Here is a 15,106-nt window from a genome sequence, read left to right as displayed (position 1 = left end):
CCCTACGGCTGCCGGGATCATCCTGGTGGAGGAGCGCTCGTGCATGCCATCTCGGTCCAGCGCTGGATGCCCCTGACGGCCGCTTCGCGGCCTGCGTCAGCTGCGCGTGTCGATTGATGTTGCGGCGCCGCCTGTTCGGCAACATCCTCCCTCACCCCACGTTCCCTTTGTATTTATGTCTCGTTGATCTGGAGCGTCGCCGATGGCCTTGACCGGGCTCGACAAGTGGTACGCCTTCATGAAATCCCACGACGCCGCGGCGTTGTGGGAGCTGCTGCATCCCGACGCGGTGTTCGAGAGCCCGGTCGTTCACACGCCGCAGGCCGGGCGCGACATCGTGTTCAAGTACCTCACGAGCGCCGAGAAGGTGCTGGGCGGCCCGGGTTTCAGCTATGTCGGCGAATGGCGCAGCGACAACGGCGCGGTGCTCGAGTTCGAGAACGTGATCGACGGCATCAAGCTCAACGGCGTCGACATCATCACTTTCGCCGAGGATGGCCGTATTACCCGTTTCAAGGTCATGGTAAGACCACTGAAAGCGATCAACCTGCTGCATCGGCTGATGGGAGAGCAACTGGCGCGACAATAAGGCGCTGCGACCGGCCGAATTTCCCTCGCCGCCGTTCGAGATCACTCGGATGGCGGACACCTCACAACAATCCCGATCGAGAGAACCGCATGACGATCTACAAGGCTCCGGTTGAAGATGTCAGCTTCCTGCTGAACAACGTGTTTCACTTCGACAAGTACAACAACCTGCCCGGCTTCGCGGACGCGGCACCCGACGTGCGCGACGCGATCATCAACGAGGCGGCGCGGCTCTCCGAGCAGGTGCTGGCGCCGCTGAATGCGGTCGGCGACCGCGAGGGCTGCGTCCGCCACGACGACGGCAGCGTCACGACGCCGAAGGGCTTCAAGGAAGCCTACAAGCAGATCGCCGAAGGCGGCTGGCTCGGCCTGTCGTCGCCGCCGGAATTCGGCGGCCAGGGCCTGCCGGTGACGCTGACGCAGACCGTCGCCGAATTCCAGATCTCCGCCAACATGGCGTTCTCGATGTATCACGGCCTGACCATGGGCGCCGCCGCGGCGCTGCTGGTCCACGGCAATGCCGAGCAGAAGGCGCTGTATCTGCCGAAGATGACCGCCGGCGAGTGGACCGGCACCATGAACCTGACCGAGCCGCAATGCGGCACCGATCTCGGACTGCTGCGCACCAAGGCGGTGAAGCAGGCCGACGGCAGCTACAAGATCACCGGCACCAAGATCTTCATCTCCGCCGGCGAGCACGACCTGTCAGAGAACATCATCCATTTGGTGCTGGCACGGATCGAAGGCGCGCCCGCCGGGATCAAGGGCGTGTCGCTGTTCGTGGTGCCGAAGATCCTGGTCAATGCCGATGGTTCGCTCGGCGCCCGCAACGGCGTGATGTGCGGCTCGATCGAGCACAAGATGGGCATCCACGGCAACGCCACTTGCACAATGAACTACGACGATGCCACCGGCTGGCTGATCGGCGAAGAAAACAAGGGCATGCAGGGCATGTTCGTGATGATGAACGAGGCTCGCCTCGGCGTCGCCGTGCAGGGCCTCGCGCAGTCCGAGGTCGCGTATCAGAACGCGGTGGCCTATGCGCGCGAGCGTCTGCAGGGCCGTGCGCTGTCGGGACCGAAGGCGACCGACAAGCCGGCCGATCCGATCATCGTGCATCCGGACGTGCGCCGCGTGCTGCTCACCATCCGCGCCTTCAACGAGGCGGCGCGCGCGCTGGTGATGTGGACGGCGCTGAAGAGCGACGTCGCGCACCGTTCCGACGACGCCAAGGAGCGGCAGATCGCCGACGATCATCTCGGCCTGATGACGCCGGTTCTGAAGGGCGTGCTGACCGACGTCGGCTTCTCCAACGCGGTGCTGGCGCAGCAGGTCTATGGCGGCCACGGCTACATCGCCGCCAACGGCATGGAGCAGTTCGTCCGCGATGCCCGCATCGCGATGATCTACGAGGGCGCCAACGGCATTCAGGCGCTGGATCTCGTCGGCCGCAAATTGCCGCGCGACGGCGGCCGCGCGGTGATGGCGTTCTTCGCCGAGGTCGGCGCCTTCGCCAAGGAGCACGGCGGCGACGAGGCGATGAAGCCGTTCGTCACGCCGCTGTCGACCTCGCTCAGCCATCTGCAGCAGGCCACCACCTGGCTGATGCTGAACGCGATGGCGGCGCCCGACAATGCCGGCGCCGGCGCCACCGATTACATGCAGCTGTTCGGCCTGGTGGCCTGCGGCTACATGTGGGCGAAGATGGCCAAGGTGGCACAGGACAAGATTGCCGCCGACGGCGCCACGCCCTATCTGACCACCAAGCTCGTCACCGGCCGGTTTTTTGCCGAGCGAACCCTGCCGGGCACCGCGCTGCATCTCGCGCGAATCCAGGCCGGCAGCGGTACGGTGATGGAATTGCCGGCGGAAGCGTTCTGAGCAAGCCCCAAGCGTCATTGCGAGCGAAGCGAAGCAATCCAGAAGCCGCACCCAAAGACTGGATTGCTTCGTCGCTATCGCTCCTCGCAATGACGAAATGACACGCGATTGTTCAATTCGTCCGGCATCCTGAGCACGGACCGATACGGGAGAGAACCGATGCCCGAAGCCTATATCTACGATCACGTTCGCACGCCTCGCGGCCGCGGCAAGGCCGACGGCGCCTTGCACGAGGTGACCGCGCTGGCGCTCGCCACCGTACCGCTGAAAGCGCTGAAGGAACGCAACAACCTGAAGCAGGACGTGGTCGACGACGTCATCCTCGGCGTGGTCGATCCGGTCGGTGAGGCCGGCTCGGACATCGCGCGGTTCGCGGCGATGAACGCGGGCCTCGGCGAAGCCGTGCCGGGCATCCAGATCAGCCGCTTCTGTGCCTCGGGCCTCGACGCGGTGAACTTCGCTGCGGCGCAGATCATGAGCGGCCAGCACGAGCTGGTGATCGGCGGCGGCGCGGAATCGATGAGCCGCATCGGCATCGGCGCCTCCGGCGGCGCCTGGCCGATGGACCCGTCGATGGCTGTGCCGTCCTACTTCATGCCGCAGGGCATTTCGGCCGATTTGATCGCGACCAAATACGGTTTCTCGCGGGACGACGTCGACGCTTATGCGGTGCAGAGCCAGCAGCGCTCGGCGAAGTCGTGGGAAGAAGGCCGCTTCGCCAAATCGGTCGTGCCGGTCAAGGACATCAACGGCCTGACCATTCTGGCCAAGGACGAGCACATGCGGCCATCGACGACGATGCAGTCGCTCGGGCAGTTGCAGCCGTCGTTCGCGCCGATGGCGGTGATGGGCGGTTTCGACGCGGTGGCGATCCAGTCGCATCCGGAGATCGAGAAGGTCAACTACGTCCATCATGCCGGCAACTCTTCCGGCATCGTCGATGGCGCCGGCGCGGTGCTGCTCGGCAGCAAGGAAGCCGGTGCCAAGCACGGCCTCAAGCCGCGCGCAAAAATTCGCGCCTTCGCCAATATCGGCTCCGAGCCGGCGATGATGCTGACCGGCCCGGTCGACGTCACCAAGAAGCTGTTCGAGCGCTCCGGCATGAAGAAGAGCGACATCGACCTGTTCGAGCTCAACGAGGCTTTCGCCTCGGTGGTGCTGCGCTTCATGCAGGCGTTCGAGATCGACAACGACCAGATCAACGTGACCGGCGGCGCGATCGCGCTCGGCCATCCGCTCGGCGCGACCGGCGCGATGATCCTCGGCACCGTGCTCGACGAGCTCGAGCGCACCGGCAAGGCGACCGCGCTGGTGACGCTGTGCATCGGCGGCGGCATGGGCACCGCGACGATCATCGAACGCGTCTGACGCCGTAGGGTGGGCAAAGCGAAGCGTGCCCACCATCGCATTCATTGCGTGAACGTGGGCACGGCGCGAGGCGCGCCTTTGCCCACCCTACAAACACCCACACCGCCGCGCCGCAACGGCTGCTGGCATCGAAGGAGCTAATCAATGACCTTCAAGATCTTCAAGCTCGAAACCGACGCCGACGGCATTGCGCTGGTGACCTGGGACCTGCCCGGCAAGTCGATGAACGTGCTGGACGCCGCGACCATCGAGGAACTCGGCGCGATCGTCGAGCAGACCACCAAGGACGCCGCGGTCAAGGGCGTGGTGATCACCTCCGCCAAGGAGGCGTTCTGCGCCGGCGCCGACCTGTCGATGCTGGAAACCATGAACCGGCAGTTCGCCCAGATCCGCAAGGACAAGGGCGAGGAGGCCGCGCAGCAGATGCTGTTCGACGAGAGCCGCAAGCTGTCGCAGATCCTGCGCAGCATCGAGACCAGCGGCAAGCCGTGGGTCGCGGCGATCAACGGCCTCGCGCTCGGCGGCGGCTTCGAAGTGACGCTGGCCTGCCACTATCGCGTCGCCGCCGACAATCCGAAGTCGCGGCTCGGCCTGCCCGAGATCAAGGTCGGCCTGTTCCCCGGCGGCGGCGGCACCCAGCGGATTCCGCGTATCGTCTCGCCGCAGGACGCGATGACGATCCTGCTCAAGGGCGACCAGATCAAGCTCGACAAGGCCAAGGCCTGGAAGCTGGTCGACGCCGTGGTGCCGGCCGCGGATTTGATCCAGACCGCGAAGGACTGGATCAAGGGCGGCGGCAAGGCTGTGGCGCCGTGGGACGAGAAGGGCTTCAAGCTGCCCGGCGGTCCGGTGTTCTCCAAGCAGGGCATGATGATGTTCCCGGCCGGCAACGCGATCTATCGCCGCGAGACCTACGACAACTACCCGGCCGCGCGCGCGATCATGAGCTGCGTCTACGAGGGCCTGCTGGTGCCGATGGATACGGCGCTGCGGATCGAGTCGCGCTACTTCGCCAAGGTGCTGCAGACCAAGGAAGCCGCGGCGATGATCCGCAGCCTGTTCTTGTCGATGCAGGAGCTGAACAAGGGCGCGCGCCGCCCGCAGGGCGTGCCGCCGACCAAGGTCAAGAAGCTGGCCATCATCGGCGCCGGCTTCATGGGCGCCAGCGTAGGCTACGTCTCGGCCAAGGCCGGCATCGACGTGGTGCTGATCGATCGCGATCAGGAGAGCGCCGACAAGGGCAAGGCGCACTGCAAGAGCGTGATCGACGGCCTGATTGCCAAGGGCCGCGCCAAGCCGGCCGACGCCGAAGCGCTGATGTCGCGCATCACGGCCACGCCGGACTACAACGCGATCTCGGATTGCGACCTGGTGATCGAGGCGGTGTTCGAGGATCGTAAGATCAAGGCCGAGACCTACGCCAAGGCGCAACCGCTCTTGAAGGAAGGCGCGATCTTCGCCTCCAACACCTCGACGCTGCCGATCAATTCGCTGGCCGAGGAGTTCAAGGACCAGTCGAAATTCGTCGGCATCCACTTCTTCTCGCCGGTCGAGAAGATGATGCTGGTCGAAATCATCGTCGGCAAGAACACCGGCGACGTCGCGCTCGCGACCGCGCTCGACTACACCCGTCAGATCAACAAGACCCCGATCGTGGTCAACGATTCGCGCGGCTTCTTCGCCAACCGCTGCGTGCTGCGCTTCACCGCCGAAGGCCTCGAGATGCTGATGGAAGGCATCCCGGCGCCGATGATCGAGACCGCGGCGAAGATGGCCGGCATGCCGGTCGGGCCGCTGTCGCTCGCCGACGAGGTCGCGCTCGATCTGGTGCTGAAGATCATGAAGGCCACCGAGGCCGATCTCGGCGAACAGGCGGTCGATCAGCAGCAGAAGAAGCTGATGGTCGAGATGGTGGAGAAGCAGGGCCGGTTCGGCCGCAAGAACGCCAAGGGCTTCTACGACTATCCGGAGAAGGGCAAGGGCCAGAAGGCGCTGTGGGCCGGCATCGGCGCACTGCAGCCCAAGCACGTCGATCCGGATACGGTCGACGTCGAGGAACTGAAGCAGCGCTTCTTGGTGGTGCAGGCGGTCGAAGCCGCGCGCACCGTCGAGGATCACGTCATCACCGATCCGCGCGAGGCCGATGTCGGCTCCATCCTCGGATTCGGCTTCGCGCCGTTCACCGGCGGCACGCTGAGCTACATCGACTTCATGGGCACCAAGGAGTTCGTGGCACTGTGCCACAAGCTCGAGGGCAAATACGGCTCGCGCTTCACGCCGCCGAAGCTGCTCGAAGACATGGCCAAGACCGGCGAAACCTTCTACCAGCGCTTCGCCCCGAAGAAGCAGGCCGCGGCGTAAGTCGTTACTTGCCTCTCCCCGCGCGCGGGGAGAGGTCGGATCAGCGCGAAGCGGTGATCCGGGTGAGGGGCGCGTTTCCACACAGTCGAGAATCAGTGCTCGCGTCGCCCCTCACCCCAACCCTCTCCCCGCGAAGAGCGGGGCGAGGGAGCCCGCCGCCGCTTTTGCAAGGCTTCGGATCGAATTCGAAGGCCGAATGAAAAAGGGCCGGATCATCGTGATCCGGCCCTTTTGTCGTCTGGTCGTTTCAGTCGTCATTGCGAGGAGCGCAGCGACGAAGCAATCCAGACATCACGTGTGTCGAGCTGGATTGCTTCGCTCTGCTCGCAATGACGCTGAAGCGCGCTCACGCCTTCTGCATCAGCCCTTCGCTCTGCAGCGCGGCCTGCACTTGCGGGCGGGCGCCGACGCGGGCCTTGAAGGCGACGAGGTTCGGAAACGCCGAAGTGTCGATCTTCATCCGCTCGGCCCAGCTCAGGATCACGAACAGATAGCCGTCCGCCACCGTGAACGACGAGCCCATCAGGTAGTCCTTGCCGGCGAGCTGTTTGTCGGCATAGGCGAAATATTTGGCGATGCGGTCCTTGAAGAACTGCTTGGCGTCGTCGCCGAGCACCGGGGAGAACAGCGGGCCGAAGCTCTTGTGCAGGTCGGTGGAGATGAAGTTCAGCCATTCCTGCAGGCGGTAGCGCTCGGGCGTGCCATTCTCGGGTGCGAGCTTGCCGCCGCCGATCTTGTCGGCGATCATCTGCACGATCGCCGGGCCTTCGGTCAGCACGCTGCCGTCGTCCAGGCCCAGCGCCGGGACTGAGCCTTTCGGATTGATCTGCGTATAGTCGTCGCCGTTTTCCAGCTTCTTCGCCCGGAGGTCGACCTTGACCAGCTCGAACGGCAGGCCGGATTCGCTGAGTGCGATGTGCGGCGAGAGCGAACACGCGCCGGGCGAATAATACAGTTTCATGGACGGCTTCCTCCTCGGGGAGATGGGACTTATCCCGCGATTAAATGCAGTTGCATGAATTCGAGTCAAGGTCGATGCGGCCGCCTCAGCGCGGCGGGCGGACTAGACCGCGGGTGCGCCGGAAGATGTCGCCGAGGCTGCGGAACAGTTCGGCGCGGGCGGAGGTCGTTCGCCACGCCAGCACCACCTTGCGCGGACAGGCGTCCGGCAGCGGCGCGATCGCCACGTTCTGTCCGCCGAGAACGCCGGCGTCGAGCGCCAGATCCGGCAGCAGGGTGATGCCCAATCCTTCACTGACCATCGAGATCAAGGTCGATAGCGACGTCGCCGAAAAGCTCTCGTCCTGTTGGATGTCGTGGTCGGGGAAGGCGCTCAGCGCGTGGCGTTGCAGGCAATGGCCGCGCTCCAGTAGCATCAGTCGGGCGCCGTCGAGCTGGGACACGCGCACCGGCTCCGGCCCGAAGCTGCCGGGTGGTGCTGCGAGATGATAGCCGTCCTCGAACAGCTCCATGATCTCGATGCCGCTGGTCTCGAACGGTAGCGCGAACAGGATCAGATCGAGCCGCCCGTGATGCAGGCCATCGAGCAGCGGCTCGGTCATCTCTTCTCGCATCAGCAATCGGAGGCCGGGAAAGGCTCGGCGGATTTCGGGCAGCGCGCGCGGAATCAGATAAGGCCCGATGGTGGGGATGGCGCCGAGCCGCAGATCGCCGGTATCCGGCGCAGCCTGGGTTGCGGCGAGCGTTTCGATTTCGCGCGCCGCCAGCAGCACCGCGCGAGCTCGCGCGGCGATCACCGCACCCACCGGCGTCAGCAGCACCGAGCGCTTGGTGCGCTCCGCCAGCACGACGCCGAGCCGATCCTCGAGCTCCTTCAAACCGGCGCTCAGCGTCGGTTGGGTGACGAAACACTGCTCGGCCGCGCGCGAGAAATTCAGGGTGTCGGCGACGGCGACCAGGAAGCCGAGCTGACGGAGGGTGATGTTGGTGTTCATATAGAGTTAGTCTATCACAGAAAGAAATATAATCAATTTCTCCAATCAGTCAGCCTCGCATACATCCGAGGTGCTCGGGACATCCCGATCACCAGGAGACTGCAATGACCGATTTCGCCACGCCTGCCCCCCAACTCAACGCCCCCGCGCCCGCATTCAATGCACCGACCACCCATGGCCCCAAGACGCTGGCCGATTACGCCGGCAAGTGGCTGATCCTGTTCTCGCATCCGGCGGATTTCACCCCGGTCTGCACCACCGAATTCATCGCCTTCGCCAAAAAGCACGACGCCTTTGCGGCGCGTGGTGCCGAGCTGCTCGGCCTGTCGATCGACAGTCACTATTCGCACATCGCCTGGATGCTGAACATCAAGGAGAAGTTCGGGGTCGAGATCAGATTTCCGATCATCGCCGACCTCAGCATGACCGTGGCCAGGGCGTACGGCATGATCCAGCCGGGTGCGTCCGACACGTCGGCGGTGCGCGCGACGTTCCTGATCGATCCCGAAGGCAAGCTGCGCGCGATGGTCTACTACCCGATGATCGCCGGCCGTTCGGTCGACGAGATCTATCGGCTGCTGGTGGCGCTGCAGACGGCCGACGCCAACAAGTGCGCGATGCCGGAGAGCTGGCAGCCGGGCGATGCGGTGATCGTGCCGCCCCCGGCGACAGCGGCCGCTGCGCTCGCCCGCGCCGGTGAGGGCTACGACACGGTCGACTGGTACTACTCGACCCGCGCTCTCTGAGGCTGCGCGCAAGCTCCGGCGCGCGCCGGAGCTCTTCCTTCAACTCATTCGTCTGATCATCACGGAGGATCAAGCCATGACCAATGCTGCGCAGACCACGACCGATGCACTCTCCCGCGTCCTCGGCCGGACCTTCGGCCTCTATGTGCAAACCCACGGCTATCACTGGAATGTCGTCGGGCCGGAATTCCGCCGCCTGCACGCCGCGTTCGAAGAGCAATACAACGACCTCTGGAACGCGCTCGACGACATCGCGGAACGAATCCGCAGTCTCGGCGCTCATGCACCCGGCTCGCTGGCCGAACTGACCGGACTGGCGGGCGCGTCGCCGGCGCCGGCGCAATCTGCCGAAGCCATGGTCGGCGCGTTGATGGCGGGCCACGAGGCGCTGATCGAGGAACTGCGCCGCGCAATCGCCTCGGCGCAGCAGGATGGGGACGAGCCGACGGTGGGATTGTTGAGTGATCGCACGGCCTGGCATCAGAAGCAGCTCTGGATGATGAAGGCAGCCCGCGCCTGACGATTGCTGCGGCGTCTTCCGAAGGGGGCGCCGCGGTTTACCGATGCAGAGGAGGACCGACCGATGACCAAGCCGATCGTGAAGCCGTTCTGGGACGAGGCGACTGGAAGCTGGCAATACGTATTTCATGATCCGCAGACGATGCGGGGCGCGGTGGTCGATCCGGTGTGGAACTACGACCCGAAAGCCGGTGCCACATTCACCCGCAGTGTCGACGAGATCGTCGCCTATGTGCGGGAGGCCGGAATCGACGTCGTCTGGATCCTCGACACGCATCCGCATGCCGATCATTTCTCGGCGGCGCCGCTCCTGTCCGAACGGCTGAAGGCGCCGACCGGGATCGGCGAGCGCGTCACCGAGGTGCAGAAGCTGTGGCAGAAGATCTATCATCTGCCGGAGTCGTTTCCGACCGACGGCCGCCAATGGGACCGGCTGTTCGCCGACGGCGACATCTTCATGGTCGGCGACATTCCGGTGCGGGTGATGTTTTCGCCTGGACACACATTGGCGTCGGTCACCTATGTGGCCGGCGATGCCGCCTTCGTCCATGATACGCTGATGATGCCGGACAGCGGCACCAGCCGCGCCGATTTTCCCGGCGGCTCGTCGAAGCAGCTGTATGCCAGCCTGCAGCGGATCCTGTCGCTCCCCGACGACACCCGGCTTTACGTCGGCCACGACTATGCGCCCGAGGGGCGCGACGCGCAGTGCATGGCGACGGTCGCCGAACACAAGGCGCGCAACATCCATCTTGCCGGCGGTCGCAGCGAAGCCGAGTTCTGCGCCGCCCGCGACCGGCGCGACGCGTCTCTGCCGCTGCCGAAACTGATGCTCGCAGCGCTGCAAATCAACATCCGCGGCGGCCGCAAGCCGGAGCCGGAAGCCGACGGGCGCTCTTATTTGAAGATTCCGCTGGACTATTTCGAGCCGCGTTGATCGCCCGGATTGCGGAAGGCGCCGGTCGTTGCATCGGCGTCTTCCGGGCCGCGGCGCGGCTCCCCGGCGGTCGCCGATCCGGATTCCGATCCGCTCCGTCATCCGATCTCGGGACCAAAGGCGCTTTCTGACGCTGCGATCTTGGCTTTCCGAGCCGGGGGCATTAAATGCGAGTGCATGGAAGACTCGCGATTGCCGCATTTGCAGGCCCTGCGCTAGAGTTCGCGCGCACGATGGATGGAGCGATGAAACGCAAGCCGTCGACCGAAGCGACCGCGGCCTGGGTCCGCCTGATGCGGGTCCGCAGCCGGGTATTGGACGCGGTCGAACTGGAATTGAAGAAGGCCGGCTTCCCGCCGCTCGCCTGGTACGACGCGCTGCTCGAGTTGTCGCGCGCGCCGGCCGGCGAGATGCGTCCGGTCGAGCTCGAGAAACAGATGCTGATCCCGCAATATTCGACCTCGCGCCTGATCGACCGGCTGGTCGACGAGGGGCTGGCGGCGCGGCGCGAATGCAAGATGGACAAGCGCGGCCAGTTCGTGGAAATCACCGAAGCCGGACGCGAGTTGCAGAAGAAAATGTGGGCCGCCTATTCCGCCGCGATCGAAAAACACGTCGGCTCGAAATTGTCGGATGCCGACGCGCTGCGGTTGTGCGGGCTGCTCGACCGGCTGGGCTGCTCGTGCGACGGAGCCGCAGCCACGCCGGCTGCGCGAGACACCGCGTCGTCGCGATGATACACAAAACGTCCCTCTCGCTTGCGGCTGTCGTCTGCCGCGACCCCCGCCACCTTGCGCAGACGATCCCCGCGCGCTGCATCCGGAATTCTCATGGCGCGTGACCAGATCGATATGACGCCGCTGAACTCGCGCGACGAACTGGTCGCGTGGATCGAAGCGGGCGTCAAACCGCCGTCGGAATTCCGCATCGGCACCGAACACGAGAAGACGCCGTTCACGCTCGAGGGCCATCACCCGGTACCTTACGACGGCGCGCGCGGCATCGGCGCGCTGCTCGAGGGCATGAAGATCCTGCTCGGCTGGGAACCGATCATGGAAGGCCCGCACATCATCGGGCTGCACGACGTCACCGGCGGCGGCGCGATTTCGCTCGAGCCCGGCGGACAGTTCGAATTGTCCGGCGCGCCGGTCGACAATGTGCACCAGACCCATTCCGAGCTGATGGCGCATCTGGCGCAGGTGCGCGAGATCGCAGCCCCGCTCGGCATCGGCTTCCTCGGCCTCGGCATGACGCCGTCGTGGTCGCGCGACGACATTCCGGTGATGCCGAAGGGCCGCTACAAGATCATGACCAACTACATGCCGAAGGTCGGCCGCTACGGCCTCGACATGATGTATCGGACCTGCACGGTGCAGACCAATTTGGACTTCTCGTCCGAAGCCGACATGGTCAAGAAGCTGCGGGTTTCGGTGGCGCTGCAGCCGGTCGCGACCGCTCTGTTCGCCAACTCGCCGTTCACCGAAGGCAAGCCGAACGGCTTCTTGTCGTTCCGTTCCGAAATCTGGCGCGACACCGACAACGCCCGCTCCGGCATGATCCCGTGGGCGTTCGAGGACGGCATGGGGTTCGAGCGCTGGGTCGACTACGCGCTCGACGTGCCGATGTATTTCGTCAAGCGCGGCGATGATTACATCGACGTCTCCGGCTCGTCGTTCCGCGATTTCTTCGACGGCCGAAACGACAAGATGCCGGGCGAGCGACCGACGCTGTCGGACTGGGCCAACCATCTGTCGACGATCTTCCCCGAAGTGCGGCTGAAGCGTTACCTCGAAATGCGTGGCGCCGACGGCGTGCCGTGGGGCCGGCTGCCGGCGTTGCCGGCGTTCTGGGTCGGCCTCTTGTACGACGACCAGAGCCTCGACGCCGCCTGGGAGATCGTCAAAGGCTGGGACGCCTGGGAGCGGCAGGCGCTGCGCGACGACGTCCCCCGGCTCGGCTTCAAGGCCAAGATCCGCAACCGATTTCTGTTCGAGATCGCCAAGGAATGCCTGGTGCTGGCCCATGCGGGCCTGAGGCGCCGCGGCCGGATCGATTCGTTCGGCAACGACGAATCGCGGTATCTCGCGCCGCTCGAGGACATCCTCGCCTCCGGCCGCACCCCGGCCGAAGAGATGCTGGAGAAATTCAACGGCGCCTGGCAGGGCTCGGTGGAGCCGGCCTACGACGAATACGCGTTCTGAACCCGACCGGCGAGGGAACGCCGTTCATCGCCCGTACAGGTAGACGACCGTCAGATGCCGTTTTGGTGCGGCGGTCCGGCTCCATATTCTGGTGCACCGATCGGCGGGACACGGGCCTATTTCGAAAGCGGGTGTGGATGCGGCGAGGCGGCCCGCTCAGGGCGTGGATACTCGTGCTTGCCGTCGCTGCGGCGGTGCTGGCGCCGCGCGTGGCGCAGGCGCAGGCCAATTTCGACCGGCCTGGCGCCGATTATCTGCGCGCGCCGGTGGCGAGCAACGATCCCGCCGACTGCGCGCTGATGTGCGAGCGCGACCGCCGCTGCCGGTCCTGGACCTTCGCCTATCCGCAGGCGCCCGAGGACGGTGCGGTCTGCTGGCTGAAGGGCAGCGTACCACAGCGTACGCCGAACAATTGCTGCGTGTCGGGCGTGCGCGGCGCCGGCGTTCTCGAGCCGCGCACCGGCGCGATCGAAGCGTCGATCGACCGCTTCGGCGGCGACTACCGCAATTTCGAGTTGAAGCACAACGAAGGCGACGAAGCCTGCAAGGCCGCCTGCGAGCAGGACAACAAATGCCGCGCCTGGACCTATGCGCGGCCGGGCTATGTCGGCCGCAACGCCCGTTGCTTTCTGAAAAGCCAGGTCAAACCGCCGCAGCGCAAGCCCGGGTTTTTTTCCGGCGTGGTCAGGTAACGTTCGCCGGAACCCTCTCGTAACTCAGGCACGCGCCACCGGGAGAACCGGTGCAGCGCATCGCCAGCAGAGGGATTTCGACATGTTTCAGGCCCAACTGACCCGAAAGACGTTCACCCGCGCCGTTCTCGCCACTGCGCTGACGGCGATGATGCCGCTGGCATCGGCCTTCGCCAATCCGGTCACGCCCTACACGCCGTCCGCCTTCAAGGCGGCTCAGGCGGCCGGCGCGCCGATCCTGATCGCGATCCATGCCGACTGGTGCCCGACCTGCAAGGCGCAGACCCCGATCATCGACCGCCTCGCGGGCGATCCGAAATTCGCCAAGCTGAAGATCTTCCGGGTCGATTTCGACGGCCAGAAGCCGGTCGTGAAGGAGTTCGGCGCCAACATGCAGTCGACCCTGATCGTGTTCAAGGGCACCGCCGAGCAGGGCCGCTCGGTCGGCGACACCAAGGAAGCCTCGATCGCGACCCTGCTCGGTAAGGCGCTGTAAGGCCGTGACCGCGCTGGCACTGGCCTTCCTGGCCGGCCTGCTGTCGATCCTGTCGCCGTGCGTGCTGCCGCTGGTGCCGATCGTGCTCGGCGCTGCGGTGGCACAGCACCGTCACGGTCCATTGGCGCTGGCCGCCGGCCTTGCGCTGTCGTTCACGCTGATCGGGCTGTTGGTGGCGACCGTCGGTTTCAGCGTCGGTCTGGACGGCGGCGTGTTCCGCACCGCCGCTGCGGTGATCATGATCGCGCTCGGCGCCGTGCTGCTGGTGCCGGCGGCGCAGGCGCGGCTCGCCGCCGCCGGCAGTCCGCTGTCGGGCATGGCCGATCAGTATTTCGGCGGGATGCAAGGCGGGATGCAAGGCGGGATGCAAGGCTGGATGCAAGGCTCGGGGCTCGCCGGACAGTTCGGGATCGGGCTGCTGCTCGGCGCGGTGTGGTCGCCCTGCGTCGGCCCGACCTTGGGTGCGGCGTCGCTGCTGGCATCGCAGGGCCGCGATCTGCCGACCGTGGCGCTGACCATGGCGGTGTTCGGGATCGGCGCGGCGCTGCCGCTGGTCGCGCTCGGCTGGGTCTCGCGCACGACGCTGATGGCGATCCGAAGCCGGCTGCTGTCGGCCGGCAAGCTCGGCAAGCTGCTGCTCGGGATCGCCTTCGTCACGATCGGCGTCGCGATCCTCTCCGGCCTCGACAAGACGATCGAAGCCGCCCTGGTCGCCGCCTCGCCGCAATGGCTGACGAATCTGACGACGGCGTTCTAGCCGGCCGGGATCGACGATTGCGTAGGGCCGAGCCCGCGCATGACGGGCGTGCGTGGTGATGCGCGATGCCACACAATTTGCCGTCATCCTCCGCGAAAGCGGAGGATCCAGTATTGCAGAGCGTGCGTGGTGAGCGCACGACGAACTAACAAACGCTCCGGGATACTGGGTCGTCCGGTCGAGCCGGACGATGACGGCTGAGAATGGGACGAGCGTCGCGACCATCTCGGCGCCGTCATCCTGAGGTGCTCGCCCGCAGGGCGAGCCTCGAAGGATGCGGAGATGCGCACAGCCGGTGCCTTGCGGCGCATCCTTCGAGGCTCGCTGCGCTCGCGCCTCAGGATGACGGAGTGCAAGTCGAGAACCTGCACGCCGCGACAGATTCGAATTTCAAAGAGCCCTGTCAAACAGCCACGTCCATTCGCTCTCGCGGCTCCATCGAGCCCGAGCTTTGCACCCGTCGCTTCACAGCGAGGGGTGGGGGCGCGCCGGTCGGCGCGAAGGTGGTGAGTTTTCGCGATGGCTTTGCGGACCATCGCGCAACGCCTCGTCGGCGCGCCCACCGCGGCGGTTTTGGGCATCGGGACCGTTCTTCCGGGAACACA

Annotated in this window: 14 protein-coding genes; 12 read left to right on the top strand and 2 right to left on the bottom strand. The window is 65.5% G+C overall.

What is annotated here, in order from left to right; genetic code table 11:
- Positions 1-202 precede the first annotated feature (202 nt).
- The 4 genes from RPB_RS23190 (at position 203) to RPB_RS23175 (ending at position 6,198) form a co-directional block, all read left to right on the top strand.
- Positions 203-589 carry a nuclear transport factor 2 family protein gene (locus RPB_RS23190; RefSeq protein WP_011443472.1) on the top strand — a complete coding sequence of 129 codons (387 nt, stop codon included), beginning with the start codon at positions 203-205 and terminating at the stop codon, positions 587-589.
- An 89-nt stretch (positions 590-678) separates the two neighbouring features.
- Positions 679-2,469, top strand: a complete 1,791-nt coding sequence (locus RPB_RS23185) for an acyl-CoA dehydrogenase C-terminal domain-containing protein (RefSeq protein WP_011443471.1) — start codon at positions 679-681, stop codon at positions 2,467-2,469.
- 159 nt (positions 2,470-2,628) lie between these two features.
- Positions 2,629-3,837, top strand: coding sequence for an acetyl-CoA C-acetyltransferase (locus RPB_RS23180; protein WP_011443470.1), 1,209 nt, complete (start codon positions 2,629-2,631; stop codon positions 3,835-3,837).
- Positions 3,838-3,981: 144 nt separating this feature from the next.
- Entirely contained in the window at positions 3,982-6,198 is a 2,217-nt protein-coding gene (locus RPB_RS23175; RefSeq protein WP_011443469.1) for a 3-hydroxyacyl-CoA dehydrogenase NAD-binding domain-containing protein, read from the top strand.
- 346 nt (positions 6,199-6,544) lie between these two features.
- On the opposite strand, the gene gstA is transcribed toward RPB_RS23175, so the two are convergent.
- Complete coding sequence (gene gstA / locus RPB_RS23170) at positions 6,545-7,159, bottom strand: glutathione transferase GstA (RefSeq protein WP_011443468.1); 615 nt, start codon at positions 7,157-7,159, stop codon at positions 6,545-6,547.
- 85 nt (positions 7,160-7,244) lie between these two features.
- A complete protein-coding gene (locus RPB_RS23165; RefSeq protein ID WP_011443467.1) occupies positions 7,245-8,153 on the bottom strand; it encodes a hydrogen peroxide-inducible genes activator in 909 nt (302 codons plus the stop codon).
- A 104-nt stretch (positions 8,154-8,257) separates the two neighbouring features.
- Here RPB_RS23165 and RPB_RS23160 point away from each other — a divergent pair, with 104 nt between their 5' ends.
- The 8 genes from RPB_RS23160 (at position 8,258) to RPB_RS23125 (ending at position 14,501) form a co-directional block, all read left to right on the top strand.
- Entirely contained in the window at positions 8,258-8,899 is a 642-nt protein-coding gene (locus RPB_RS23160; protein WP_011443466.1) for a peroxiredoxin, read from the top strand.
- A 76-nt stretch (positions 8,900-8,975) separates the two neighbouring features.
- A complete protein-coding gene (locus RPB_RS23155) occupies positions 8,976-9,419 on the top strand; it encodes a Dps family protein (protein WP_011443465.1) in 444 nt (147 codons plus the stop codon).
- 63 nt (positions 9,420-9,482) lie between these two features.
- The gene (locus tag RPB_RS23150; protein ID WP_011443464.1) at positions 9,483-10,355 is read left to right on the top strand and encodes an MBL fold metallo-hydrolase; all 873 of its coding nucleotides are present in this window, start codon (positions 9,483-9,485) and stop codon (positions 10,353-10,355) included.
- A gap of 245 nt (positions 10,356-10,600) precedes the next feature.
- Positions 10,601-11,092 carry a MarR family winged helix-turn-helix transcriptional regulator gene (locus RPB_RS23145; RefSeq protein ID WP_041798446.1) on the top strand — a complete coding sequence of 164 codons (492 nt, stop codon included), beginning with the start codon at positions 10,601-10,603 and terminating at the stop codon, positions 11,090-11,092.
- Positions 11,093-11,185: 93 nt separating this feature from the next.
- Entirely contained in the window at positions 11,186-12,556 is a 1,371-nt protein-coding gene (locus RPB_RS23140) for a glutamate--cysteine ligase (protein WP_011443462.1), read from the top strand.
- Positions 12,557-12,693: 137 nt separating this feature from the next.
- On the top strand, positions 12,694-13,248 hold the full coding sequence (locus RPB_RS23135; protein WP_041799014.1) for a PAN domain-containing protein: 555 nt from the start codon (positions 12,694-12,696) through the stop codon (positions 13,246-13,248).
- Between the two features lie 82 nt (positions 13,249-13,330).
- Complete coding sequence (locus tag RPB_RS23130; RefSeq protein ID WP_011443460.1) at positions 13,331-13,744, top strand: thioredoxin family protein; 414 nt, start codon at positions 13,331-13,333, stop codon at positions 13,742-13,744.
- Positions 13,745-13,748: 4 nt separating this feature from the next.
- Complete coding sequence (locus RPB_RS23125) at positions 13,749-14,501, top strand: cytochrome c biogenesis CcdA family protein (protein WP_011443459.1); 753 nt, start codon at positions 13,749-13,751, stop codon at positions 14,499-14,501.
- Positions 14,502-15,106 lie beyond the last annotated feature (605 nt).

The sequence above is a fragment of the Rhodopseudomonas palustris HaA2 genome, from assembly GCF_000013365.1.
GTDB classification, from domain to species: Bacteria; Pseudomonadota; Alphaproteobacteria; order Rhizobiales; family Xanthobacteraceae; genus Rhodopseudomonas; species Rhodopseudomonas palustris_J.
Note: the sequence above shows the minus strand (reverse complement) of the source record. Positions and strands in the feature narration are given on the sequence as shown.

What these genes read in the sequence shown, in the direction of transcription:
- RPB_RS23190 (WP_011443472.1), top strand. Translation starts at nt 203, where the DNA reads ATGGCCTTGACCGGGCTCGACAAGTGGTACGCCTTCATGAAATCCCAC.
- RPB_RS23185 (WP_011443471.1), top strand. Translation starts at nt 679, where the DNA reads ATGACGATCTACAAGGCTCCGGTTGAAGATGTCAGCTTCCTGCTGAAC.
- RPB_RS23180 (WP_011443470.1), top strand. Translation starts at nt 2,629, where the DNA reads ATGCCCGAAGCCTATATCTACGATCACGTTCGCACGCCTCGCGGCCGC.
- RPB_RS23175 (WP_011443469.1), top strand. Translation starts at nt 3,982, where the DNA reads ATGACCTTCAAGATCTTCAAGCTCGAAACCGACGCCGACGGCATTGCG.
- gstA (WP_011443468.1), bottom strand. Translation starts at nt 7,159, where the DNA reads ATGAAACTGTATTATTCGCCCGGCGCGTGTTCGCTCTCGCCGCACATC.
- RPB_RS23165 (WP_011443467.1), bottom strand. Translation starts at nt 8,153, where the DNA reads ATGAACACCAACATCACCCTCCGTCAGCTCGGCTTCCTGGTCGCCGTC.
- RPB_RS23160 (WP_011443466.1), top strand. Translation starts at nt 8,258, where the DNA reads ATGACCGATTTCGCCACGCCTGCCCCCCAACTCAACGCCCCCGCGCCC.
- RPB_RS23155 (WP_011443465.1), top strand. Translation starts at nt 8,976, where the DNA reads ATGACCAATGCTGCGCAGACCACGACCGATGCACTCTCCCGCGTCCTC.
- RPB_RS23150 (WP_011443464.1), top strand. Translation starts at nt 9,483, where the DNA reads ATGACCAAGCCGATCGTGAAGCCGTTCTGGGACGAGGCGACTGGAAGC.
- RPB_RS23145 (WP_041798446.1), top strand. Translation starts at nt 10,601, where the DNA reads ATGAAACGCAAGCCGTCGACCGAAGCGACCGCGGCCTGGGTCCGCCTG.
- RPB_RS23140 (WP_011443462.1), top strand. Translation starts at nt 11,186, where the DNA reads ATGGCGCGTGACCAGATCGATATGACGCCGCTGAACTCGCGCGACGAA.
- RPB_RS23135 (WP_041799014.1), top strand. Translation starts at nt 12,694, where the DNA reads ATGCGGCGAGGCGGCCCGCTCAGGGCGTGGATACTCGTGCTTGCCGTC.
- RPB_RS23130 (WP_011443460.1), top strand. Translation starts at nt 13,331, where the DNA reads ATGTTTCAGGCCCAACTGACCCGAAAGACGTTCACCCGCGCCGTTCTC.